Annotated in this window: 23 protein-coding genes, 1 tRNA gene and 1 pseudogene; 8 read left to right on the forward strand and 17 right to left on the reverse strand. The window is 67.8% G+C overall.

What is annotated here, in order from left to right:
* Positions 1-184 precede the first annotated feature (184 nt).
* Complete coding sequence (locus PSm6_RS09195) at positions 185-709, reverse strand: Mpo1 family 2-hydroxy fatty acid dioxygenase (RefSeq protein WP_265170083.1); 525 nt, start codon at positions 707-709, stop codon at positions 185-187.
* A gap of 91 nt (positions 710-800) precedes the next feature.
* On the opposite strand from PSm6_RS09195, the gene PSm6_RS09200 reads away from it, so the two are divergent.
* Entirely contained in the window at positions 801-1,490 is a 690-nt protein-coding gene (locus PSm6_RS09200; RefSeq protein WP_263402482.1) for a Crp/Fnr family transcriptional regulator, read from the forward strand.
* Between the two features lie 259 nt (positions 1,491-1,749).
* On the opposite strand, the pseudogene PSm6_RS30720 reads toward PSm6_RS09200, so the two are convergent.
* A pseudogene (locus PSm6_RS30720) lies at positions 1,750-1,944 on the reverse strand (methyl-accepting chemotaxis protein); the annotation flags it as partial.
* 601 nt (positions 1,945-2,545) lie between these two features.
* Complete coding sequence (locus tag PSm6_RS09210; RefSeq protein ID WP_265170085.1) at positions 2,546-3,556, reverse strand: AraC family transcriptional regulator; 1,011 nt, start codon at positions 3,554-3,556, stop codon at positions 2,546-2,548.
* A 99-nt stretch (positions 3,557-3,655) separates the two neighbouring features.
* Between PSm6_RS09210 and PSm6_RS09215 the strand changes: the two genes are divergently transcribed.
* A complete protein-coding gene (locus tag PSm6_RS09215) occupies positions 3,656-4,723 on the forward strand; it encodes a fatty acid desaturase (protein ID WP_265170086.1) in 1,068 nt (355 codons plus the stop codon).
* Between the two features lie 176 nt (positions 4,724-4,899).
* Positions 4,900-5,064: a rubredoxin gene (locus PSm6_RS09220; protein ID WP_021220460.1), complete on the forward strand. Its 165-nt coding sequence runs from the start codon at positions 4,900-4,902 to the stop codon at positions 5,062-5,064.
* Between the two features lie 9 nt (positions 5,065-5,073).
* Here the strand turns inward: PSm6_RS09220 and PSm6_RS09225 are convergent, their stop codons facing one another.
* Both PSm6_RS09225 and PSm6_RS09230 read right to left on the reverse strand, forming a co-directional pair.
* Positions 5,074-5,982 (reverse strand): autotransporter outer membrane beta-barrel domain-containing protein, encoded by a 909-nt coding sequence (locus PSm6_RS09225; RefSeq protein ID WP_265170087.1) that lies wholly within the window; start codon positions 5,980-5,982, stop codon positions 5,074-5,076.
* A 33-nt stretch (positions 5,983-6,015) separates the two neighbouring features.
* Positions 6,016-6,582 (reverse strand): TetR/AcrR family transcriptional regulator, encoded by a 567-nt coding sequence (locus tag PSm6_RS09230; protein WP_021220458.1) that lies wholly within the window; start codon positions 6,580-6,582, stop codon positions 6,016-6,018.
* A 90-nt stretch (positions 6,583-6,672) separates the two neighbouring features.
* On the opposite strand from PSm6_RS09230, the gene PSm6_RS09235 reads away from it, so the two are divergent.
* Both PSm6_RS09235 and PSm6_RS09240 read left to right on the forward strand, forming a co-directional pair.
* Positions 6,673-7,413 (forward strand): SDR family oxidoreductase, encoded by a 741-nt coding sequence (locus PSm6_RS09235; protein WP_263402486.1) that lies wholly within the window; start codon positions 6,673-6,675, stop codon positions 7,411-7,413.
* 159 nt (positions 7,414-7,572) lie between these two features.
* Positions 7,573-8,163 carry a 2-hydroxychromene-2-carboxylate isomerase gene (locus PSm6_RS09240; protein ID WP_263402487.1) on the forward strand — a complete coding sequence of 197 codons (591 nt, stop codon included), beginning with the start codon at positions 7,573-7,575 and terminating at the stop codon, positions 8,161-8,163.
* Positions 8,164-8,166: 3 nt separating this feature from the next.
* On the opposite strand, the gene PSm6_RS09245 is transcribed toward PSm6_RS09240, so the two are convergent.
* The 3 genes from PSm6_RS09245 to gabD form a co-directional block, all read right to left on the reverse strand.
* On the reverse strand, positions 8,167-9,378 hold the full coding sequence (locus tag PSm6_RS09245) for an HDOD domain-containing protein (protein ID WP_265170089.1): 1,212 nt from the start codon (positions 9,376-9,378) through the stop codon (positions 8,167-8,169).
* A gap of 213 nt (positions 9,379-9,591) precedes the next feature.
* On the reverse strand, positions 9,592-10,872 hold the full coding sequence (gabT, locus tag PSm6_RS09250; RefSeq protein WP_263402489.1) for a 4-aminobutyrate--2-oxoglutarate transaminase: 1,281 nt from the start codon (positions 10,870-10,872) through the stop codon (positions 9,592-9,594).
* Positions 10,873-11,049: 177 nt separating this feature from the next.
* Positions 11,050-12,501 carry an NADP-dependent succinate-semialdehyde dehydrogenase gene (gabD, locus tag PSm6_RS09255; protein ID WP_021220453.1) on the reverse strand — a complete coding sequence of 484 codons (1,452 nt, stop codon included), beginning with the start codon at positions 12,499-12,501 and terminating at the stop codon, positions 11,050-11,052.
* 320 nt (positions 12,502-12,821) lie between these two features.
* On the opposite strand from gabD, the gene PSm6_RS09260 reads away from it, so the two are divergent.
* Positions 12,822-12,898 (forward strand) — tRNA-Arg (locus PSm6_RS09260).
* A gap of 100 nt (positions 12,899-12,998) precedes the next feature.
* Here PSm6_RS09260 and PSm6_RS09265 read toward each other — a convergent pair.
* Positions 12,999-13,889, reverse strand: a complete 891-nt coding sequence (locus PSm6_RS09265) for a LysR family transcriptional regulator (RefSeq protein WP_265170091.1) — start codon at positions 13,887-13,889, stop codon at positions 12,999-13,001.
* A gap of 91 nt (positions 13,890-13,980) precedes the next feature.
* Between PSm6_RS09265 and PSm6_RS09270 the strand changes: the two genes are divergently transcribed.
* A complete protein-coding gene (locus tag PSm6_RS09270; protein WP_265170092.1) occupies positions 13,981-14,757 on the forward strand; it encodes an SDR family NAD(P)-dependent oxidoreductase in 777 nt (258 codons plus the stop codon).
* Between the two features lie 21 nt (positions 14,758-14,778).
* Positions 14,779-15,534 (forward strand): SDR family NAD(P)-dependent oxidoreductase, encoded by a 756-nt coding sequence (locus PSm6_RS09275; protein ID WP_265170093.1) that lies wholly within the window; start codon positions 14,779-14,781, stop codon positions 15,532-15,534.
* Positions 15,535-15,708: 174 nt separating this feature from the next.
* On the opposite strand, the gene PSm6_RS09280 is transcribed toward PSm6_RS09275, so the two are convergent.
* From PSm6_RS09280 to gspG, 8 genes are all read right to left on the reverse strand, one after another.
* The gene (locus tag PSm6_RS09280) at positions 15,709-16,179 is read right to left on the reverse strand and encodes an ATP-binding protein (RefSeq protein ID WP_265170516.1); all 471 of its coding nucleotides are present in this window, start codon (positions 16,177-16,179) and stop codon (positions 15,709-15,711) included.
* 384 nt (positions 16,180-16,563) lie between these two features.
* Entirely contained in the window at positions 16,564-17,097 is a 534-nt protein-coding gene (locus PSm6_RS09285) for a type II secretion system protein M (protein WP_021220448.1), read from the reverse strand.
* Complete coding sequence (gspL, locus tag PSm6_RS09290) at positions 17,094-18,200, reverse strand: type II secretion system protein GspL (protein WP_265170095.1); 1,107 nt, start codon at positions 18,198-18,200, stop codon at positions 17,094-17,096. Before gspL ends, PSm6_RS09285 begins: the two co-directional genes overlap by 4 nt.
* Before the next feature lie 2 nt (positions 18,201-18,202).
* Entirely contained in the window at positions 18,203-19,180 is a 978-nt protein-coding gene (gene gspK, locus PSm6_RS09295) for a type II secretion system minor pseudopilin GspK (RefSeq protein WP_265170096.1), read from the reverse strand.
* Positions 19,177-19,905 (reverse strand): type II secretion system minor pseudopilin GspJ, encoded by a 729-nt coding sequence (gene gspJ / locus PSm6_RS09300; RefSeq protein ID WP_265170097.1) that lies wholly within the window; start codon positions 19,903-19,905, stop codon positions 19,177-19,179. The genes gspK and gspJ overlap by 4 nt, the downstream gene beginning before the upstream one ends.
* Complete coding sequence (gene gspI, locus PSm6_RS09305) at positions 19,902-20,291, reverse strand: type II secretion system minor pseudopilin GspI (protein ID WP_169708432.1); 390 nt, start codon at positions 20,289-20,291, stop codon at positions 19,902-19,904. Before gspI ends, gspJ begins: the two co-directional genes overlap by 4 nt.
* 2 nt (positions 20,292-20,293) lie before the next feature.
* A complete protein-coding gene (gene gspH, locus PSm6_RS09310) occupies positions 20,294-20,860 on the reverse strand; it encodes a type II secretion system minor pseudopilin GspH (RefSeq protein ID WP_286672681.1) in 567 nt (188 codons plus the stop codon).
* A complete protein-coding gene (gene gspG, locus PSm6_RS09315; RefSeq protein WP_021220442.1) occupies positions 20,857-21,243 on the reverse strand; it encodes a type II secretion system major pseudopilin GspG in 387 nt (128 codons plus the stop codon). The genes gspH and gspG overlap by 4 nt, the downstream gene beginning before the upstream one ends.
* Between the last annotated feature and the right edge of the window lie 14 nt (positions 21,244-21,257).

Below are 21,257 nucleotides of genomic sequence, written 5' to 3' on the forward strand. Positions count from 1 at the left end.
TAGGGTGGATAACGCTCTTTTATCCACCAGGCGGACTCGCCCCATACACCGAAGCCTCACCCCTCTCTCGTGAGCGAATTCATTCGCGATGGGGTTTCCAGCCACCCGGAGCCGAGAGCCGGCGATGAGCATTTCGCGGCTGAAGCCGCTCTCACAGGGGGAGGCGGCCCAGCCGCGCATTACTTCAGGCGGTGGCTTTCTTCTCGCGGATGCAGGTCGGGCCGGCGCGGTGTTCGATGGCCTGTTCCACTTCCTTGCGCATGCCGAGCATGAAGGCCAGTTCGGCGACCACGAACAGCGGGCCGACCACCAGGCCCATGAGGTCGTCGACGAAGGCGGGCTTGCGGCCTTCGTAGTAGTGGCCGACGAACTGGATCACCCAGCCCACCACGAACAGGCCGAGGCCGGTGCTGAGCCACAGGGCGGTGGATTGCACCGCCAGCGCGGTGCCGACCCAGAGGCTGAGCCAGAGCAGCGCGGTCATCACCAGGCCGAAGCGCAGGTCGAGGCGGAAGTAGAAGACGGCGGACGCCAGCGCCACCAGGGCCGCAGGAGATATCCACAGGCCGGCGACGACCAGGCCCGGGCGCGACAGCAGCACGGCCACGGCGACCACGATCAGCGGGATGCCGATGAAGTGGCTGAAGATATTGCGCCGGTCACGGTGGTATTCGGCGTACTGGGAAAGATGATCGACGAGGGTTTTCATTGTTATGTCCTCAGGTTGCAGGCAGTTGCGCCGATAATGGCGCCTGTACTGACCTATCCTCTGTCAGCTAGCCGACAAAGCCCATCACCCGATGCCCGAACTTTCCGACTGCCGTACCCAATTGCTCACCGGCCACTGGTTCGCCGGCCTGCCCGCGCCCCTGCAGGATGCGCTGGTGGAGCAAGCGCGCCCGCTGAGCCTGGCCCCCGGTGAATGCCTGTTCCGCCGGGGCGACCCGCCCTGCGGGCTGTATGCGGTGATCGAGGGTGCGGTGCGCGTGGGGGTGAGCGCAGAGAACGGCAAGGAGGCGCTGCTGATCCTGGTGGAGCCGCCGCACTGGTTCGGCGAGATCTGCCTGTTCGATGGCCAGCCGCGCACCCACGACGCCTTCGCCGAAGGCCCGACGCAGCTGCTCAACGTGCCCCAGCCGGCCTTACAGAAGATGCTGGAGGCGGAGCCGGCCTGGTGGCGCGAGTTCGCCCTGTTGATGAGCCAGAAGCTGCGCCTGGCCTTTATCGCGCTGGAGGAGATGAGCCTGCTGCCGGCGCCGCAACGCCTGGCACGACGGCTGTTGATGATCGCCGAGGGCTACGGCGAGACCAGCGGCCAGCGCCGGGTCATCCACCTGGCCCAGGAGCAGCTGGCGCTGATGCTGGCGGTGTCGCGGCAGACCACCAACCAGATTCTCAAGGAGCTGGAAGCCCAGGGCGTGGTGCACCTGAACTATGGCGAGATCGAGATCCTCGACCTCACCGGCCTGCGCAAGGCCGCGCGGCTGTAGCGGTTCAGGCCGGCCCGCGCAGGGCCTCGGCGAGCTGACGGCCCACCGTCACCGCCTCTTCCAGCTGCGCTTCCAGGCGCACCATCTCTTGCCGCCAGGCCTGCTGGCTTTCGTGCTGCAGCGCCCAGTGATCCGGCAAGGGCGCCAGCGCGTCGTGCAGCTGCGCGCCCTGCTCGTCCAGCCCGGCCATCAGCCCGCCAAGGGGCTCCAGCGCGGCCACGCCTGCGGCCAGCCCAGCGTCCTGCCCGGCCAGGTGGGCCACGGCGGCGGCGGTCTGCTGCTGGATGTCTTCGGCCATGCGCCCAACCTCTTCGGTGGCACCGGCGGTGCGCGCGGCGAGGTTGCGCACCTCGTCGGCGACCACGGCGAAACCGCGCCCGGCATCACCGGCGCGGGCGGCTTCGATGGCGGCGTTGAGGGCCAGCAGGTTGGTCTGGCTGGCGATGGACTGGATGCTCTGGGCGACCTTCTGGATCTCGCCGCTGCGCTCGGCCAGGGCCTGCACGCGCTCGCGGCCGGTACCGCTCTCGGCGAGCAGCGCGGCGAAGGCCTGGCGCGCCTTGTCCAGGTCGGCGCAGCCTTCGGCACCGGCCTGCTGCAACTGTGCGGCGAGCTGTTCGAGGCGATCGAGGTCGGGCGGGACTACACCGGCGTCATGGCGCTGAAGCCAGATGGCGCCCTCGTCCAGGCGCTGGCGCAGCAGGGTGTCGAGTTGGGCGGCAATGCCTTGCAGACGCAAACGCTCGGCAGCGTTGCGATCAGCCTGCACCGCCAGCTCCGCCAGGCGCGGGGCCTGGTCCTCCAGGGGTTCGTCGCGGGGTTCTTCCGGCACCTTCCAGGGCCCCAGCCAGGGCCACAGCGCCAGCACCAGGTAGGCCGGGATGCTCCAGGCGAGCGGCACCTGCCAGCGCGTATAGACCAGCATCAGCAGGGCCAGGCCCAGGGTGTGGAACGCGACGGCATAGGGATGGCGGGCGTAGGCAGGACGCATGGGCTTCTCGGGGTGGTTCTTGTAATGGGGCAATTCTGGCGGCTCGGCTGGCGACTGGCCAGTTCTAGCGCACCAAGCTTTCGCGGTACTGACTCGGTGCCTGGCCGGTCCAGCGCTTGAAGGCACGGCTGAAGCTGCTGGTGTCGGCGAAACCGAGCAGGTAGGCAATTTCGCTGATGGAGCAGCGTGGGTCGCGCATGTGCACCAGCGCCAGGGCCTGGCGGGTGTCGCTGAGCAGTTGCTCGTAGCTGCTGCCCTCCTCCGCCAGGTGCCGCTGCAGGCTGCGCAGGCTCAGGTGCAGGGACTGGGCGATGCGCTCGGCCGAGGGTTCGCCATTGGGCAGCTGGGCCTCCAGGCAGGCGCGCACCTTGCGCGCCCAGGTGGGCACCTGCAGCTGCTCCAGGGTGCGCTTGAGCACCGTTTCGTTGTGCTCGGCCAGCTCGGGGTTGGCGTCTTCCAGGCGGCGTTCGAAATCCGCGCGGGCGAATTCGATCAGGTCTTCCGGGGCGTCGAAGTGCAGCGGGCAGCGGAACACCTGGTGCCAGGGCGCGGGATCGGCCGGCTGCGGGCGGCGCAGGTGCACGGCCAGGGGCGCGTAGTCGCGGCCCAGGCGGTTGCGGCAGGTGCGCACGTAGATGGCGGCGAAGGCGTCTACGGCCTCGGGGGCCGGTGCGGGGCCCTCCTCGGGCACGCGCAGGCGGAACTCATAGCGTTCGCCGTGCAGGGTCAGCTGCAGGGCCAGGGCATCGCTGACCACCTGGTGGTAGCGCTCGATGCGCTCGAAGATCTCCCGCAGGCTGGCGCTGGCCACCAGCGCGTAGCCCAGGGCGTGGAAGGTGGTGGGGCTGAGGTAGCCGGAAATCTTCAGGCCCAGCGCCGGGTCGCCGCTGGCCGTGACCGCCAACTGCCACAGGCGCGTGGTGGCGGAGAGCGGGTAGCGCGCGTTGGGGTCGTCCATCAACGCCGGGTCGAGGCCGGCCTGGCGGCAGAGGCCGTCGCTGTCGAGGCCGAGCGCGTCCAGCTGCTTGCGCAGGGCTCGGGTCCAGCTGGCGAGGGTGGAGGGCTCGTCGCTCATGCAGGTTGGCGTATCCGGTCAACAGGTTGGCGTTCAAGGTCAGGCGTGGCGCGCACCGCCTCGGCAGAGTGGGCACACGACGAACAAGAGGATGTAAGCATGTCCCCGACGACCGCAAGCCCCGCAAAGCTGAATGATCAACAGCGATCAGCCCATATTCGTGAAGTGGTGATGGCCCATGGCGTGGAGCTGCGCCAGCGCTACCCGATCCTCAACCGCCAGGACCTGCTCGGCGCCAGCATCCTCGCCTTCACCCTCGCCGGCATGGTCGGCTCGGCGGCGCTCTACCTGAATGGTGCGATCGCCTGGTGGGCGTGCCTGCTGGTCAATGCCTTCCTCGCGTCGCTGACCCACGAGCTGGAGCACGACCTTATCCACAGCATGTACTTCCGCAAGCAGCGGGTGGCGCACAACCTGATGATGGCGCTGGTGTGGCTGGCGCGGCCGAGCACCATCAACCCCTGGGTGCGCCGCCACCTGCACCTGAACCACCACAAGGTCTCCGGCACCGAGACCGACATGGAGGAGCGCGCCATCACCAACGGCGAGCCCTGGGGCCTCGCGCGGCTGCTGATGGTGGGCGACAACGTGATGTCCTCGCTGATCCGCATGCTCCGGGCCAAGAGCTGGGCGCACAAGAAGTTCATCCTGGTGCGCACGCTGAAGGTCTATGCGCCGCTGGCGCTGATGAACTGGGGCGCCTGGTACGTCTTCCTCGGCTTCCACGCCATCAATGGCGTGAGCGCGCTGCTGGGTGCGCCGGTGGCCTGGTCGGAGACCACCCTGGCGGTGATGCAGGGCGTGGACATCGCGGTGGTGGTGCTGGTGGGCCCCAACGTGCTGCGCACCTTCTGCCTGCACTTCGTCAGCTCCAACATGCACTACTACGGCGACGTGGAGCTGGGCAATGTGATCCAGCAGACCCAGGTGCTCAACCCCTGGTGGCTGTGGCCGCTGCAGGCGTTCTGCTTCAACTTCGGCAGCACCCATGCGATCCACCACTTCGTGGTCAAGGAGCCCTTCTACATCCGCCAGATGACCGCCCCGGTGGCGCACAAGGTGATGCGCGAGATGGGCGTGCGCTTCAACGATATCGGCACTTTCGCCCGCGCCAACCGCTGGCAGGCGCAGCCGCAACCGGTGGCCGAGCGCGCACAGACCGCCTGACGCCTGCCGCGCGTCCCCGAACCCCACGCCCCAAACCTAAGATGGGCCGCCTCGCGGCCCTTCTGCGCCTACTATCGCCGCCATTCCGCCCACGACAGCGCCCCGAGGCCCCCACGGCCCAGCGGGCGTTGCGCCGCGGAAAATCCGCTCAACCGTGAAGAACAAGAGGTACCGGCATGAAAACCTGGATCTGTGTGGTCTGTGGCCTGATCTACGACGAAGCCAAGGGCTGGCCCGACGAGGGCATCGCCGCCGGCACCCCCTGGGCCGATGTGCCCGAGGACTGGATCTGCCCCGACTGTGGCGTGGGCAAGATGGATTTCGAGATGCAGGAAATCTGAGGCGCGGCCTCAGTACTTCAGGCTCATGCGCAGGGCCAGGCCGTTGTCCCGCGACTCGGTGGCCCAGTCGCCCTCGTAGGCCAGGCCCAGGCTCAGGGCCTGGTCCAGCTGCCAGTCGAGCATCAGGCCGAGGTGGATGACGTCGCGGGCGAGCTGCGCCTCGCCGGCGCCGTCTTCATCCCCGAGCCGGCGATCACCGCTGTTGCGCCGCCAGGCCGGGATCACCCGCGCCACCAGGCGCTGGTCGGGGCCGAGGGTCCAGGCGGTGGTGCCGCGCAGGCCGAAGGTGGCCTGCAGCAGCTCGTCCCGTTGTGACCCCACATCAGCCTGGCGCTCACTGTCCTGGCGCAGCCAGGCGAGTTCGCTGAAGCCTTCGAGGCTGAAATCGCGGTAATCCAGCGAATAGCTCAGTTCGCCGAACAGCTGCCCGCCCCGGGCATCGGCGGCGGGCGCGTGGCCGTCCACCCGGTGGCTGTCCAGCAGCAGGCCGGTCTTGAAGCCGATCTGGTTGTAGAACTTGGTGCCGAGGTAGGCGCCGAGCTGGTAGCCGTCGAGGCGCGCATCGTCGCTGCCGGCCTCCAGTTCCGTGCGGGACAGCCCGGCCGTGGCGCCCAGCACCCAGTCGCCCACCCAGCGTTCACTGCCCAGGGTGAGGCCGGCGACAGTCCGCTCGCGGCTCGGCGCGGCACCCGGCCCATCGGCCGAGCCATGGCTGGCGTAGGTGCGCGCCCAGTAAGGCTGCTGCCCGTCTTCGGGCTCGCCCTCGCGGAAGGAGAAACGCAGCTGCTGGATGCGGTCGAGCACCGCCTCACGGGTGAAGCGCGCGTCCTCCAGCAGCGTGGCGCGGGTGGCCTGGTGCAGGTCGCCGGCGAATACCGAAGGGGCCAACAGCAGGCAGGTGAACAGGGACGCGCGCATGGGTTCTCCGGGGATGGGCGGCTGTGGATAACTCTAGCCGCGCCGCTCCAGCGCTTGCATCAACAAGGTGCGACCGGCACTGAGCACCTCTTCCTGGCGCGATTCGCTGGCGAGCATGCGCGCGATCACCAGGGCGCCGACGCACTGGGAGATCACCGCCCAGGCCAGCTCGCCGTCTTCGAGTATCTCGGCCCAGGCCTGCTGCAGTTGCAGCATCCAGTGCTCGGCGGTCTCGCGCACCGGCAGGTCGGCGCGGGCAATCTCCGCGCCCAGGGCGGGAATCGCGCAGCCGCCTTCGGCGTTGTGAACATGGGCCATGCTCAGGTAGTGCTCGAGGCAACGCTGCAGACGTGCCTGGTCGAAGCCTTCGCCCTGGGCGACCTGGCCGATCAGGCTGCGCGACAGCTCGCGCTCGACGATGGCGGTGAACAGGTCGTCCTTCGACGGGAAGTGGCTGTAGAAGGCGCCACCGGTGAGGCCGATGGCCTTCATCAGGGCATCTACGCCGGTGCTGGAGAAGCCGCCAGCCTTGGCGATCGAGCCGCTGCTCTCCAGCAGTTTCTGCCGGGTTTCTTCCTTGTGAGTGGGGGAATAGCGCATGTCGACCTCCATAAACGCACTGCTTGACGCGGGTTGGACTGTAGCATAACGTCCGTTCAGCTAACGACCGTTTAGTTAAAGGTGACTGCCATGAATACCGAATCGAACAACAACAAGGTGGTGCTCGTGATCGGCGCCGGTGATGCCACCGGCGGCGCCATTGCCCGGCGTTTCGCCCGCGAGGGCTATATCGCCTGCGTGACCCGGCGCAGCGCAGACAAACTGCAACCGTTGGTGGACAGCATCCGCGCCGAAGGCGGCCAGGCCCACGGCTTCGCCTCCGACGCGCGCAAGGAAGAGGACGTGACCGCGCTGGTGGAGCAGATCGAGAGCGAGATCGGCCCCATCGAAGCCTTCGTCTTCAACATCGGCGCCAACGTGCCCTGCAGCATCCTCGACGAGACCGCGCGCAAATACTTCAAGATCTGGGAGATGGCCTGCTTCTCCGGCTTCCTCACCGGCCAGGCGGTGGCGCGGCGCATGGTCACCCGTGGGCGCGGCACCATCCTCTTCACTGGCGCCACGGCGGGCCTGCGCGGCGCGGCCAACTTCGCCGCCTTCGCCGGCGCCAAGCACGGCATCCGCGCCCTGGCGCAGAGCATGGCGCGCGAGCTGGGGCCACGGAACATCCACGTCGCCCACGTGGTGGTGGACGGCGCCATCGACACCGACTTCATCCGCGACACCTTCCCCGACATCTACGCCCGCAAGGAGCAGGACGGCATCCTCGATCCGGAGCACATCGCCGAGAACTACTGGTTCCTGCATAGCCAGCCGCGGGACGCCTGGACGTTTGAACTCGACCTACGCCCCTGGATGGAACGCTGGTAGGTGTGCAGCCGACCGGCTGCGCGGCGCCCAGGCGTTGTTGGCGATCCCGTGCGAAATGCTCATTGGCAGAAGCCAACTCCGCTTTCTCCCGGGCTCGCCGCCTAGCCTGAACGTCGCTCGCGCGGTCTCACGAATTCGCTGACAAGAACGAGAAAAACCATGAGCAAGAACGTCGAATTCTTCTTCGATCTGGGCAGCCCGGCCAGTTACCTGGCCTGGACCCAGCTACCTGCCCTCTGTGCCCGCAAGGGCGCGACCCTGGTGTACCGGCCGATGCTGCTGGGCGGGGTGTTCCAGGCCACGGGCAATGCCTCGCCCAATGCGGTGCCGGTGAAGGGCCGCTACTCGATGATCGACCTGGACCGCCACGCGAAGCGCTATGGCGTGCCGCTGGTGTTCAACCCGCATTTCCCCATCAATACGCTGACGCTGATGCGCGGTGCCATCGGTGTGCAGCTGCACCAGCCGGAACGCTTCGAGGCCTACCTGGAGGCGATGTTCAAAGCGATGTGGCAGGAGCGGCGCAACCTGGGCGACCCGGCGATCCTCGGGGCGACCCTGGTGGAAGCCGGCTTCGATCCCCAGGCGCTGCTGGCGCTGGTGGGTGACCCGGCGGTGAAGGACGCGCTGAAGGCGGCCACCGAGGAGGCGGTTAAACGTGGCGTGTTCGGGGCGCCGACCTGCTTCGTCGGCAGCGATATGTTCTTCGGCCAGGACCGCCTGGACTTCATCGAAGAAGCCCTGGGCTGAGCCTCAGGCCTGCAGCAGTCGCGCCGGCAGGCGCCGCAGCAGGTCGGGGTCGAGGCGCAGCAGGCGTGCGGCGCGCTCTTCCAGCAGCTCGCCCACGTCCTGCCCCACGGGCAGGCGCAGCAGGCTGGCGCAGAGGTTCATCGCCAGCGCCTCACGGGAAAAGACCCCGGTACCCAGGCCGTAGAAGGCCGCCACCAGCTCGCGCAGGCCGAAGGGCAGGCGCCAGCGGATGCGCAGCGCGGAGCCGAAGCTGGCGGCGCGCTTGCGCAGGGTTTCCAGCAGTTCGTCATCGCTCAGCCCGCCACCGGCGTCCTGCCAGTCCTGCAGGCTGCGCAGCAGGGCCAGTTCACCCATGTTGTGCAGCAGGCCGGCGGTGTAGCAGAGCTCGGCATCGAGATCGAGTTCGCTGGCCATCCAGTAGCCCAGCTCGGCGCTGCGCTGGGACGACTTCCACGCCGCCTCGGCCAGCTCCGCCAGGCGCGGGTCATGCAGGTGGGCGTTGCGCTCCAGGGCCATGCCCAGCACCAGGTTGAGCACCCGGGTGACGCCCAGGCGGTGCAGGGCCTGGCCGAGGGTCTGGCAAGGCACGCCGAGGTGATGGGCGGCGCTGTTGGCGGCAGCGATCAGCTTGGCGGTGATCTGCGGGTCGCGGGAGAAGACGTCGTCGAGGTCGCGCAGGTCGACATCGCTGGCCTGCAGGCACTGGCTGACGGCGTCGCGCACATCGCTGAGCAAGGGTGCGCCCTGCCCTTCCTCACGCACGCTGTCGAGGTATTCCTTGAGGGTGCTGACCAGCAGTGAAGCGACCGCGCTGTGGGCCTTGTCCGCCCCCGGCAGCAGGCTGCCGAGGCGCTGGCGCAGGCCTTCGGCATTGAAGGGCTTGCCCAGGTAGGCGGTGGGCGCCAGGGGCAGTGCCGCGCGCACGCTGCTGGCGTCGACCTTCTCGCTGATGAGGATGAAGGGCAGCACCGGCGTACGCGGGTGGCGCCTGAGCTGGCGCAGCAGTTCCAGGCCGCCGCCGCCCTGCAACTCGCCGTCGGCGATCACCAGGTCGGGCAGGCGCCGCTTGCAGCGGGCCAGGGCCGCCTGGGTATCGGGCACGCGCACCACGTTGGCATCGCCGCGCACATCCAGCACCAGCTGCGCGAGCAGGTCCGCCGTCCAGGGGTCGCCCTCGGCAATCAGGATTTCCGGAACCTTGGCGTGGGCGGACATGAGGACCTCGAGGGGCGGTGCGAACCAGGCGCGGCGCCTGGGATTCGGGAATGCGATGGAGTTGGCAGAAATCGGCAGCGCGCAGTCTAAACCGCGCCCCGGGGGCTGGATAGTGGCCTTTTGGGGGTATTGACCACTTGGATAGGAACGGCTTGACGCAAGGCAAAAAAAGACCCGCCGAAGCGGGTCTCAAATACGCCTGGCTGGTGAGCCTCAGGCGAGTTCGTCGAAGCACTCGGCGACAATGGCCAGGCCCTTGTCGAGCTGTGCATCAGGGATGGTGACCGGCATCAGGAAGCGGATGACGTTGTAGTAGGTGCCGCAGGACAGCAGGATCAGGCCCTTGTCGCGCGCCTTGGCAACGATCTTGCCGACCAGCTCGGCGGCCGGCTTGCTCTCGTCGCCGCCTTCGAACAGCTCGATGGCGACCATGGAGCCCAGGCCGCGGACGTCGCCGATGACCTTGTGCTTGGCAGCGATGTCACGCAGGCCGGCCTTCAGGCGTTCGCCCACGGCCTGGCTGCGCTCCAGCAGTTTCTCTTCGTCGAAGACCTTGAGCACGGCCAGGGCCGCGGCGCAGGCGATCGGGCTGCCGGCATAGGTGCCGCCCAGGCCGCCGGGAGCGATGGCGTCCATGATCTCGGCCTTGCCGCTGACGCCGGAGATGGGGAAGCCGCCGCCAACGGATTTGGCGAAGGTGGTCAGGTCCGGGATCACGCCCAACTGCTCGGTGGCGAAGAAGGTGCCGGTACGGCCAGCGCCGGTCTGCACTTCGTCAGCGATCAGCAGGATGCCGTGCTGGTCGCACAGGGCGCGCAGGCGCTGCATGAAGGGCTTGGAGTTGACGTAGAAGCCGCCTTCACCCTGCACCGGCTCGATGATGATCGCGGCGATGTCCTGGGGCTGGGCGTCGTTCTTGAAGATGCGCTCGATGCTGGCGATGGAGTCGTCTTCGCTCACGCCGTGCAGCTCGCACGGAGCCAGGGCACGGAACACGCCACCGGGCATCAGGCCCATGCCGGCGGAGTACGGGACCACCTTGCCGGTCAGCGACAGAGTCATCATGGTGCGGCCGTGGTAGGCGCCGGTGAAGGCGATCACGCCGGCGCGGCCGGTGGCGGCACGGGCGATCTTCACGGCGTTCTCGACGGCTTCGGAGCCGGAGGTGACCAGCAGGGTCTTCTTGGCGAAGTCACCCGGTACGCGCTTGGCGATTTCTTCGCAGAGCTCGATGTAGGGCTCGTAGGCCAGCACCTGGAAGCAGGTGTGGGACAGCTTGGTCAGCTGCTCCTGAACGGCGGCGACCACTTTCGGGTGCAGGTGGCCGGTGTTCAGCACGGCGATGCCGCCGGCGAAGTCGATGTACTCGCGGCCTTCCACGTCCCAGACGGTGGCGTTCTCGGCGCGCTCGGCGACGACCGGGTGGATCTGGCCCACGCCACGGGGAACAGCGGCGGCACGGCGTTGCAGGATGGATTCGTTGGTCTTGCTCATGGTTTCCTCACGGCCGCTCATCGGGCGGCGCAGCTTCAAGGATGAATGCCCCCGGCAGGTTGCAGCGCAGCATTCGATGATCGACTGCGCAGGCCTGTCGGAGGCTCGACGTGGTTCATGTGGTACCGCTGGGGCGCCGCGCGCTCTTTCGCGCCTTGCCCCGTCTTTACATCAGATTCAGATACCGCCGAGGCAGAGATACTTGATCTCCAGGTAGTCCTCGATGCCGTATTTCGAGCCTTCGCGACCCAGGCCCGAGGCCTTGATGCCGCCGAAGGGCGCCACTTCGTTGGAGATCAGGCCGGTGTTGATACCCACCATGCCGTACTCCAGGGCCTCGGCCACGCGGAACACGCGGCCCAGGTCACGGGCGTAGAAGTAGGAGGCCAGGCCGAACTCGGTGTCGTTGGACATGGCGATGACTTCGGCCTCGTCCTTGAAACGGAACAGCGGGGCCAGCGGGCCGAAGGTTTCTTCCTTGGCCACGGCGGCGGTCTTCGGTACGTCGACCAGGATGGTCGGCTCGAAGAAGGTGCCGCCCAGGGCGTGGGGCTTGCCGCCAGAAACGACCTTGGCGCCTTTGCTGACCGCGTCCTGGATGTGCTCCTGGACCTTGGCAACAGCCTTCTCGTCGATCAGCGGGCCGGTGGTGATGCCGTCTTCCAGGCCGTTGCCGATCTTCAGCTTGGCCACGGCCACTTTCAGCTTCTCGACGAAGGCGTCGTACACACCGTCCTGCACGTATAGGCGATTGGCGCAGACGCAGGTCTGGCCGTTGTTGCGGTACTTGGAGATCAGCGCGCCGTCGACGGCGGCGTCCAGGTCGGCGTCATCGAAGACGATGAAGGGTGCGTTGCCGCCCAGCTCCAGGGACACCTTCTTGATGTCCTGGGCGCATTCGGCCATCAGCTGGCGGCCGATCTCGGTGGAGCCGGTGAAGGACAGCTTGCGCACGATGGGGTTGCTGGTCAGCTCGCTGCCCACTTCGCCGGCGCTGCCGGTCACCACGCTGAACACGCCTTTCGGGATGCCGGCGCGCTCGGCCAGTTCGGCCAGGGCCAGGGCGGAATACGGGGTCTGCGAGGCAGGCTTGAGCACCATGGTGCAGCCGGCGGCCAGGGCCGGGCCGGCCTTGCGGGTGATCATCGCAGCGGGGAAGTTCCACGGGGTGATGGCCGCGGTAACGCCGATGGGCTGCTTGATGACGATCAGGCGCTTGTCCGGCTGGTGGCCGGGAATGACGTCGCCATAGATGCGCTTGGCTTCTTCGGCGAACCATTCGATGAAGGAAGCGGCGTAGGCGATCTCGCCCTTGGCCTCGGCCAGCGGCTTGCCTTGTTCGAGGGTCATCAGGCGACCGAGGTCGTCCTGGTTCTCGATCATCAGTTCGTACCAGCGGCGCAGCTTGTTGGCGCGTTCCTTGGCGGTCAGCGCACGCCAGGCCGGCAGGGCCTTGTCGGCCGCCTCGATGGCACGGCGGGTCTCGGCGGCGCCCATCTTCGGCACGGTACCGAGAATCTCCCCAGTGGCCGGGTTGTTGACCTTGATGGTCTGGCCGCTGTCAGCGTCCAGCCAGGCGCCGTCGATGTAGGCTTTCTGGCGGAACAGGGTGGCATCTTTCAATTGCATCGCTGTCTCCTTCACACCGGTTACAAGGAGCCGGGGGCACGTTGTTTTTGTTCGGCCAACACGGGATTGGCCAGGAGGGGGATTCGATTGGAACGGCCTGACTTGGCGTTTGCAAGGGGCGTTTGAAATCTCAAACGAATCCTAGGGCCAGAGGGGGTAAAGGGCAATAGCCTGTTCGATAAAACAGACGAAAACTGGAAATATTTGCGGGTTTTGCTGTGCAGAATCGAGCACGAGCGTCATTTTCGTTCGAAATCACGAACATTCGTGCCAGCGTGGACGCTGGCAGCCCTTGCAGGTATCATTGCGCGCCTCTTCAAGCATCCGTAGCTCAGCTGGATAGAGTACTGCCCTCCGAAGGCAGGGGTCGTGGGTTCGAATCCCGCCGGATGCGCCAGATCGATGTCCCGACCGTCCCATGACGGTCGCGGCACCCCGGAAAGCCCGCCTCGCGCGGGCTTTTTCGTTTCCGCCGTTCGGCGCGCGCATCGCGGCGCTCACGCGCGGCCCGGTTCGGTGCGGGTCTGCTCGCGCAGCAGTTCGAGGTAGCGCCTGGCCGCCAGCCCGAGCGGGCGGTTCTTCAGCCAGACGACATCAACCCACAACCGCATCTGGTTGGCCATGTCGGCAAAGGCGACGTGCTCCAGCGCACCGGATGCGATCAGCGGCTGCACCAGCGGCTGGGGCAGGTAGGCCCAGCCGATGCCCGCCTGCACCAGGCCCAGCGTGGCCAGGTAGCTGTCGGTCAGCCAGACCCTGTGGGACAGCACGATCTGCGGATCCGACGCCTTGGGGTCGCCAAGCGCGACGACGATCTGCCGGAGCTCGGCCAGGCGGGATTCGCTCAGCGCCGCCTGGCTGTAACCGGGCGCCGCGACGGCCGCCAGCAACTGGCTTCCCGCCTCGACGAAGGCCTCGCGCTCATCGATCCCCGGGCGTTCGAACACCAGGGCCAGCTGCACGCTGCCTTCATGCAGCATGCGCGTGGCATCGGCCTGGGCAGCGGAGCGGACTTCGATCTCCAGCGTCGGGAACTCACGCGCCAGCGTCGACAGCGGCTGGCTCCAGGCGCCGCTCTGCAGCTCCGGCGCCATGGCCAGCACCAGGCGCGGCTCGAGCCCGGCATGCAGCTGCAGGGCGTGCGCGTCCAGCAGGTTGAGCTGGCCCGCCGCCTGCCGCGCCTGGGGCTCCAGGGCCCGGGCCGCAGCCGTCGGCAGCGCGCGGCGGGAGGAGCGGTCGAACAGCTCCAGGTCCAGCTCGGCCTCCAGCTGGGAAATCGCCATGTTCACCGCCGACGGCACGCGCCCCAGGGCCCTGGCGGCCGCCGAGAACGAGCCGGCATCCAGCACGGCGAGGAAGACTTTCAGGGATTCGCTGCTAAAGGCCATGGTGTTGTCAGTTCTGCTGATAACGGTTGTCTTTTTCTATCAGCAAAACACTTCTAGCCTCCAGCGCAATACAGCCCCGGAGGAAAGAATCATGGAACCAGCAATGATGGGCCAGGTGGCCCTGGTCAGCGGCGCCGGCAGCGAATCGGGGATCGGCATGGCCATCGCACGCCGCCTGGGGCGTGCCGGCGCGAAGCTGATCGTCACCGCCAGCAGCGCGCGCATCGCCGACCGGGTGGCCGAGTTGCGCGCGGAGGGCTTCGACGCGCACGGCCAGGCCGCGGACCTCACCGACGAAGCCGCCGTGCACGCGCTGCTCACCTGGGCGCAGGCGCAGTGGGGGCGTATCGACATCCTGGTGAACAACGCCGGCATGGCGATGCAGGGCAGCCCGGAACCCTTCGCCGAGGTGGCGGACATGAGCCTGGAGATGTGGAACCTGTCGCTTGCGCGAAACCTCACCACCGCCTTCCTGCTGACCCGGGGCGTGCTGCCGGGCATGCGCTCCCGTCGCTACGGCCGCATCGTCAACATCAGCTCCACCACCGGAACCCGGGGCAGCAACCCGGGCGAGGCCGCCTACAGCGCGGCCAAGGCCGGGATGCTGGGGATGAACATGGGGCTGGCGCTGGAGGTCGCCCGGGAGGGCATCACCGTCAACTCGGTAGCCCCGGGCTGGATCACCACCGGTTCGAGCACGCCCGAAGAGCAGCACGCGGCGCAGTTCGTCCCCATCGGCCGGGCCGGCCGCCCCGAGGAGATCGCCGCGGCCGTGGCCTTCCTCGCCTCGCCCGAGGCCAGCTACATCACCGGCGAAGTGCTGGTGGTCGACGGCGGCAACTGCCTGATCGAAAACAAGGCGCCCTGAGCCCGACAACGGAGATTCCCCATGACCCCTCTCGTTCTCGTCACCGGCGCCGCGGGCGGCGTTGGCCGCGCACTCGTCGAACGCTTCCTCCAGGGCGGCTGGCAGGTATTCGCCACCGACCAGGACACGCCCTCGCTGGCCGAGCTGGCCGCCACCCAGCCCCTGGCCGGCCACCTGGCCAGGGACATCCGCCGACCGGGGGCCTGCCAGGAAATCGTCGCGGCGGCGCTGGCGGCCGGTGGCAGGCTGGACGCCCTCATCAATGCCGCCGGGGTGTGGCGCGAAGGGCCGGTCGAAGCCTGCTCGGAAGAGGATTTCGACCTGGTCCTGGACGTCAACCTGAAGGGCACCTTCTTCATGTGCGCGGCGGCCATCCCGGCGCTGCGCCAGAGCCGGGGCAGCATCGTCAACATCTCCAGCGACGCCGGCCGCCAGGGCAACCGCAACGCGGCCGCCTACTGCGCGAGCAAGGGCGGCGTCACGCTGCTGACCAAGACCCTGGCGCTGGACCTCGCGCCCGATGGCGTGCGCTGCAATGCGGTCTCCCCGGGCGACATCGAGACGCCGATGCTGAAGTTCCAGGCGCAGCGCTACGGCAACGGCGACCCACAGGGCTACTACCGCGAACTGCTGGCCAAGTACCCGCAAGGCGCCGACGCGCGCTTCATACAACCGTCCGAAGTGGCCGAGCTGGCCTACTTCCTCTGCCAGCCGGCCGCCGCCTCGATCACCGGGGCCGATATGGCGATCGACTGTGGGGTGTCGGCGGGGAACTGAATGGCATGACCTCGGCTAGGGATGGGGCAGGGTTCTTTTACACATCGACTGCGCTAACGCGCTCAGTCAAATGACCGCCAAATGAATAACGCAGTGCCAAGCCCCAAAATAGGCTGAGGCTATGTCTTGGAAGGCGGGATAACGCCCGCCCAGTCAAATGACCGTCAAATGAACTCAGGCCCACCAAGGTACATAGCGATATGTCCTGCGGTTGGCTGCAGGATCATAGAGGCGGATCAGCCCGGCCTCGATGGTCTGCTTGATGACACGACTGACCATGGCGCTATTGCCCTCGTCGATCTGGAAGCGCAAGCGTAGCGAGGTGTTGTTCATCGGCTCGCGGTTCACATACTTCAAGCAGCAGTGCTGGTAACAGGCACGAATACGATCTTCTTGGCCCATGTTGCGGTAGTCCTGATGGGCGAAGAGCACCACGCGGGTGTGCTCCTCTGTCTGCTCGAAAATCGGAGCCGGCAACTGGTACAACTCGGTCTGCGCCACCACCTTGTCGATGCCACTGCCACGCTCCTCGCATATGCCGATACGGCGCATGAAGGAGGCCAGCCCCTCGTTGCGGCTGCGCGGCGGGCTGTCGAGAAAGCGCTGCGGATCGACCAGCGGCACGCCGGGATTGGTTATTTCCAGAGGATCTGTCTGCGTTAGCTGTTGTGGTTTTAATGCAAGAGCTCAAGCACGTCCCTTTCCAGGTGCCTAAGGGTACGTGCCACCTCCGCCGCATGGGTTTCGCTCCGCTCTACCCATCCTACGAAAGTCAGTGCGCACCGCGTGGTGATTCGTTGGACGAAGAAAGTTGGAGCAGCCGCCAAAAGCCCCCTCCCAGGAAGCCGAGCGAATCATCGTGTAAGGGGTTGAGCGACATGGATGTCGCGAGAGCCGCGATGGGCCAGGGATGGCCCTTCGCGGCGCGCTCCTGGAAAGACAATGGGGCGAAGGGATTCGCAGCGAGCTAACGATGACGACAGGTTCAGGCGGCCGTAACCGAGCCGCTGTGCATGACAACCACTACCCTCAACCACCCTGCCCCGCCACCATCAGCGTGAGCCGCGCGTCGACCTTGCCGGTGGCCACCTTGTCGAGGCTGGCTTCGGTGAGGGTCACGCCGCGTTTATCCAGCTCGGCCAGCCACTTCAGCATCGATTCGAACGAGGCCTGGGTCAGGGTGACCAGCAGGCCGCCGTTGCCTTCGTTGTCGAAGCGCTCCAGGGTCAGCCCCTGCTTCTGCGCGGTGCTGGTGACCAGGCCCTGGAGTTGCTCGGGGGCCAGCTCCACCTGGGCGCTGGCAGCCTGGCGGCGGGCCTGGCCGGCGTTGGCCTGGATGTAGGTGAACAGCGCCTGCTGCTGTTGCTGGTAGGCGCGGGCACGCTCGACACGGGCGGCCACCGGCGACCAGACCGCCAGGTAGAACAGCGCCAGGGCGAGGAAACCGCCCAGCAGCTGCAGGGCCAGGCGATCACGCGGCGGCAGGTGCTGCCAGCGCTGCCACAGGGGGGATTGCTCCAGCCCTTCGCGCAGGCGCGTGCGGATGTCCGTCAGGGCGTTCATGCGCCACCTCCCAGTACCACGCGGGCGGTCACGCCCCCTTCTTCACGGCTGGCCGAACCCAGCTGCACGCTGAGGCCGGCCTTGACCAGGCGCTTGCGCAGCTTCTCCAGGTCGGCGAAATCCTTGGCACGGACCTGCAACGCCAGGTCGCCACGGGTCTGGCTGTAGTCGACGTTGGTCACCGTCAGCGCCGCCTGGGCTTCGGCTATGGCGCTGGAGGCCTGGTCCAGCAGGCTGATGAAGCCCCCCTGCGCGCGGGTGCCCTGGCTGAGGTGCTCGGCGAACTGGGCCTTGAGGTTGACGATGCGTTTGTCCTCGGGGAACAGCTGGCGATAGAGGGCGTGGCTGGATTCGACATAGGCATCGCCACTGCGCTCCAGCAGCCAGGCCTGCACCAGGTTGAAGGCCAGGAACAGCACCACGCTGACGCCAGCGAGGGCCGCGAGGGGGCGCCAGGCCGCCCAGGCGCGGCTTTCGGTACGCGGGGCGAACTCGCCCTGGGCCAGGTCGATGGCGCCTGCACGGCCGGCAGCCAGCAGGCGGTAGGGCTCGGCCTCTTCCCGTGGCTGGGTCTCGGGGGCGCACAGGGCGCCGAGGGATGGCCAGTGGGCCAGGGGGAAGGCCACGCGGGTGTCGCAGGCACCGCCCAGCAGCGCCCGCTCGCCGATCACCAGCAACTGCTCGCCATCACGGGGCAGCAGGTCGGCGTCCACATGGATGGCGGCAACCTTGATGCCGAAGTCTTCCAGCTCTTCCAGCCACCCGGTCAATTGAGCGCGGCGCAGCACCAGCACCGGGTAGCGGCCATCGGCCAACTGAGCGCCCAGGGCCAGGTGGAACAGCTCGACGTCCTCGGCGAGCATTTCCTCCACCGCATAGGGCAGCGCCTGGTGCATCAGCCGCGCCTTCTGCGTCGGCAGGCCCACCACGAAGGCACTGGCCATTTCCATGGGCAGCACCAGTGCCACCGGCCGCCCCTGGAGCAGCGCGGCGCATTCGGCCAGCGGCAGGCTGCGGCCCTCACCGGTCGCTTCCTGCCAGTGCACCTGGCAGGCGGGGCCGAGGACCGCCCCGCCGACGGGCGGGATGAATAGGCAATCCATGGTCATTCTTCCTGTGGTTCGAGGGGCGCCTGGGCCAGGTAGCCCGGCTGCCCGAGATCACGCTTGAGCACGCGGACCACGCCCTTCGGGTCGCGTTGCAGGGTGCTGAGCAATACCACCTTGCGCTCCCCCAGGCGCACTTCGCTGCGCACCTGGAAATAGGCGCTGCCCACCCCCAGCCCCGCTGCGCGCACGCCGGTGCCGGCCATGGCCGGTTGGTCGAGGAAGGCGCGGATGTCCGGGTAGCCTTCACGCCCGCGCCCGCTGACCAGCGATTGGGCGGCGCCCGGGTCGAGGTTGTCGGCGAGGCAGGAGAGCACCAGGGGGCTGGCGGTGTTGACGTTGAGCGGCACCTTGGCCGGCAGCGTGGAGACCCAGGGTGCGAGCACGCGGAAATCCTCCTCGCTCATGTCCAGCAACAGGCGCAGTTCGGAGACGTCCTGCAGCTCGCGGCCGGCGGTGCGGTAAGGGGGTTGGGCCAGCAGGTACTGGTTGTCTTCGGCGCCGTATTCGCCGCTGGGTTCCTGGTCCTTGTCCAGCCAGTCCACCAGTCGGTCGGCGTAGGGCTTCTCGATCTTCAGGCGCAGCAGCAGGCGGTTGAAGCGCTCGACGGAGAGCTTGTCCACCTTGTCGCCCTGCACCAGGCTGTTGAGGTTGAAGCGCCCGGCCAGGTCTTCGATGTGCACGCCGATCTCGCCCTGGTCGATGGGGAATACCGGCAGCGGGCGGGCCCAGTCCTCCAGGGGGTGGTCGATGGGTGCACGCGGGTCGCTGCCCGGTTTCTTCAGGTCGCGCAGCAGCACCGACTGGCCCAGGGCCTCGCCGCCCAGGGCGTAGTGCCAGGCCTGCTGGATGGCGATGCGGTTGGCGGCGCCACGGATCGACAGCTGCTGGCGGAGGATGAGCCCCGCGCAGATGACGGTGACGATGGAGACCACCAGCAGCACGGTGACCAGGGCGACGCCCCGCTGGCGGGTCATGCGCCCTTCTCCTTGCCAGCGTCGGGCTTGGGTTCGGGCTCGGGGGTTGGCTTCTTGTCGTCGTCGGGCGTGGTGCCGCCTTCGCTGGGCTGTTCTTCGACGCCCATCTCCGGCAGCCGGTAGAGCCGGGTCAGCCCGCCGTAGTGGCGGTGCTCCAGCTTGAGCTCGACCGCCACCGGCAGGCGCCCACGGGCCTTGGCCGGGTCGGAGTCGCCCAGGCTCGGCGGCCACTGCTCCTGCCACTGGCCCTTGTCGTCGAGGTAGCGCAGTTCCACCGAGCTGACGCCTTCGAGCACCTTCTGCACCCGGGGCGGGCTGTCCACCGCCTGGTCGAGCACGGACCAGTACACGCGCTCCAGGGTCGAGCCGGCCAGGCGCCAGCGTACCCGCTGCAACTGGGAGCGGGTGCTGCCCAGCGGGTTGCGCCAGCCGGCGCGGCTGAATTCGAGGGCGGCGGTGCCGTCGGTGGCACCCAGCTCACCCACCAGGGCACCGCGTTCGTCGCCGTAGGCGTCGCGCACCACGCGCGGCAGTGCCTGGCCCAGGTCACGGTCGATGGAGGCGAAGGCACGGCCCAGTTCGCGCAGGGATTTCTCATGCTCGCGGGTCACCTCGTCGGCCTTCATCACCGTTTCCAGCATGCGGTAGGTGCCGAGGCCGAGCAGGGCGAAGATGCCGATGGCGATCATCACTTCCAGCAGGGTGAAGCCGCGCTGCCGGCTCATCCACGCACCGCCAGGAAGCCGGTGAGGCTGAACACCGAGCGCTCCTTGATCGGCGCGCTGGCGCCGCGCTCGGGCTTGGGCGCCACCCAGACGGTGACGCGGCGCAGGCCCTTGTCGCTGGTGGCTTCGATCTCGCTGTGGGTTTCCCACTGGCGGCCGCCGTACTCCAGCACCTTGTCCTCGCGGCCTTCCGCCGGGGTGGGCTGCTTGATCTGCAGTTCGGTGACGCGGTTGTCGGCGATCCAGCCGGCCAGGGTCTTGTCTTCCAGTTGCCCGGCGACGATCAGGCTGCGGCTGGCGGCAGTCAGCACCGAGGCGGCGACCGTGGCGAAGATGGCCAGGGCCACCAGCACCTCCAGCAAGGTGAAGCCACGGGCACGGCGCATGCTCATCGCTCCTTGGCCTGCTCGGCGCTGGGCAACTGGTAGCCATCGCTGGCCAGGGCGTAGGCGTTGCCATCGGCCCGGCGTTCTTCCAGGCGCAGGCTGAAGGGCGTGAGCTCGCCGCTGGAGAGGATCAGCACCTGGGGCACGGGCTTTTCCTTGCGTTTGTCCTTGTCCGGCTCGTCCTTGGCCAGGCCGGGGCGGCTTTCTTCCTTCACCTTGGGCTCGGGCAGCTTGAGGGCCTCCCCTTCCAGCTCCAGGCTCAGGCGCATCCAGGCGGCCGGGCGGCGTTCCGGGCGGGTGGCGTCATCGGCCCAGGTGCCGGAGGCGTTGTCGTAGGCCAGCACCCGGTAGCTTTCGGCCGTCACCAGCAGGCCGTACTCGCGGCCGTCCAGCACCGCTTCGTCGGCGAGGATGGCAATGGTCGCGGCCAGGCGCTCGGCCTCGTCGCGCAGCTCGCGACCGCTGCTGGCATTGCCGTTGGCGAGCACGGCCACGCTGACCAGGCAGCCGATGATCACCAGGACCACCAGCAGCTCGATCAGGGTGAAGCCGCGCCCGCGCTCCATCAGTTTTCCCAGTTACCGATGTCGGCATCGGCGTCAGTACCGCCTTCCTTGCCATCGGCGCCGAAGGAGTACAGGTCGTAGGCGCCCTTGGTGCCGGGGGCCAGGTACTGGTAGGGGTTGCCCCAGGCATCGACCGGCAGGCGCTTGAGGTAGCCGTCCTTGTTCCAGTTCTTCGGCTGCGGGTTGCCGCTGGGCTTCTTCACCAGCGCCTCCAGGCCCTGCTGGGTGCTGGGGTAGGCGAAGTTGTCGAGCTTGTACATGTCCAGCGCGGCACCGATGGCCTTGATGTCGCCCTTGGCGACCGTGACCTTGGCCTGGTCCGGGCGGTTCATCACCTGGGGCACCACCAGGGCGGCGAGGATGCCGAGGATGACCACCACCACCATGATTTCGATCAGGG

The organism is Pseudomonas solani, from assembly GCF_026072635.1.
GTDB lineage: Bacteria > Pseudomonadota > Gammaproteobacteria > Pseudomonadales > Pseudomonadaceae > Metapseudomonas > Metapseudomonas solani.

Excerpts from the sequence above, each read along its gene's own strand:
- PSm6_RS09270 (WP_265170092.1), top strand. The coding sequence starts at position 13,981 with ATGGAACCAGCAATGATGGGCCAGGTGGCCCTGGTCAGCGGCGCCGGC.
- gabD (WP_021220453.1), bottom strand. The coding sequence starts at position 12,501 with ATGCAATTGAAAGATGCCACCCTGTTCCGCCAGAAAGCCTACATCGAC.
- PSm6_RS09245 (WP_265170089.1), bottom strand. The coding sequence starts at position 9,378 with ATGTCCGCCCACGCCAAGGTTCCGGAAATCCTGATTGCCGAGGGCGAC.
- PSm6_RS09230 (WP_021220458.1), bottom strand. The coding sequence starts at position 6,582 with ATGCGCTATTCCCCCACTCACAAGGAAGAAACCCGGCAGAAACTGCTG.
- PSm6_RS09235 (WP_263402486.1), top strand. The coding sequence starts at position 6,673 with ATGAATACCGAATCGAACAACAACAAGGTGGTGCTCGTGATCGGCGCC.
- PSm6_RS09225 (WP_265170087.1), bottom strand. The coding sequence starts at position 5,982 with ATGCGCGCGTCCCTGTTCACCTGCCTGCTGTTGGCCCCTTCGGTATTC.
- PSm6_RS09285 (WP_021220448.1), bottom strand. The coding sequence starts at position 17,097 with ATGAACGCCCTGACGGACATCCGCACGCGCCTGCGCGAAGGGCTGGAG.
- gspL (WP_265170095.1), bottom strand. The coding sequence starts at position 18,200 with ATGGATTGCCTATTCATCCCGCCCGTCGGCGGGGCGGTCCTCGGCCCC.
- PSm6_RS09240 (WP_263402487.1), top strand. The coding sequence starts at position 7,573 with ATGAGCAAGAACGTCGAATTCTTCTTCGATCTGGGCAGCCCGGCCAGT.
- gspG (WP_021220442.1), bottom strand. The coding sequence starts at position 21,243 with ATGGTGGTGGTGGTCATCCTCGGCATCCTCGCCGCCCTGGTGGTGCCC.
- gspK (WP_265170096.1), bottom strand. The coding sequence starts at position 19,180 with ATGACCCGCCAGCGGGGCGTCGCCCTGGTCACCGTGCTGCTGGTGGTC.
- gspI (WP_169708432.1), bottom strand. The coding sequence starts at position 20,291 with ATGCGCCGTGCCCGTGGCTTCACCTTGCTGGAGGTGCTGGTGGCCCTG.
- PSm6_RS09265 (WP_265170091.1), bottom strand. The coding sequence starts at position 13,889 with ATGGCCTTTAGCAGCGAATCCCTGAAAGTCTTCCTCGCCGTGCTGGAT.
- PSm6_RS09220 (WP_021220460.1), top strand. The coding sequence starts at position 4,900 with ATGAAAACCTGGATCTGTGTGGTCTGTGGCCTGATCTACGACGAAGCC.
- gspJ (WP_265170097.1), bottom strand. The coding sequence starts at position 19,905 with ATGAGCCGGCAGCGCGGCTTCACCCTGCTGGAAGTGATGATCGCCATC.
- gabT (WP_263402489.1), bottom strand. The coding sequence starts at position 10,872 with ATGAGCAAGACCAACGAATCCATCCTGCAACGCCGTGCCGCCGCTGTT.
- PSm6_RS09200 (WP_263402482.1), top strand. The coding sequence starts at position 801 with ATGCCCGAACTTTCCGACTGCCGTACCCAATTGCTCACCGGCCACTGG.
- PSm6_RS09210 (WP_265170085.1), bottom strand. The coding sequence starts at position 3,556 with ATGAGCGACGAGCCCTCCACCCTCGCCAGCTGGACCCGAGCCCTGCGC.
- PSm6_RS09215 (WP_265170086.1), top strand. The coding sequence starts at position 3,656 with ATGTCCCCGACGACCGCAAGCCCCGCAAAGCTGAATGATCAACAGCGA.
- PSm6_RS09275 (WP_265170093.1), top strand. The coding sequence starts at position 14,779 with ATGACCCCTCTCGTTCTCGTCACCGGCGCCGCGGGCGGCGTTGGCCGC.
- PSm6_RS09195 (WP_265170083.1), bottom strand. The coding sequence starts at position 709 with ATGAAAACCCTCGTCGATCATCTTTCCCAGTACGCCGAATACCACCGT.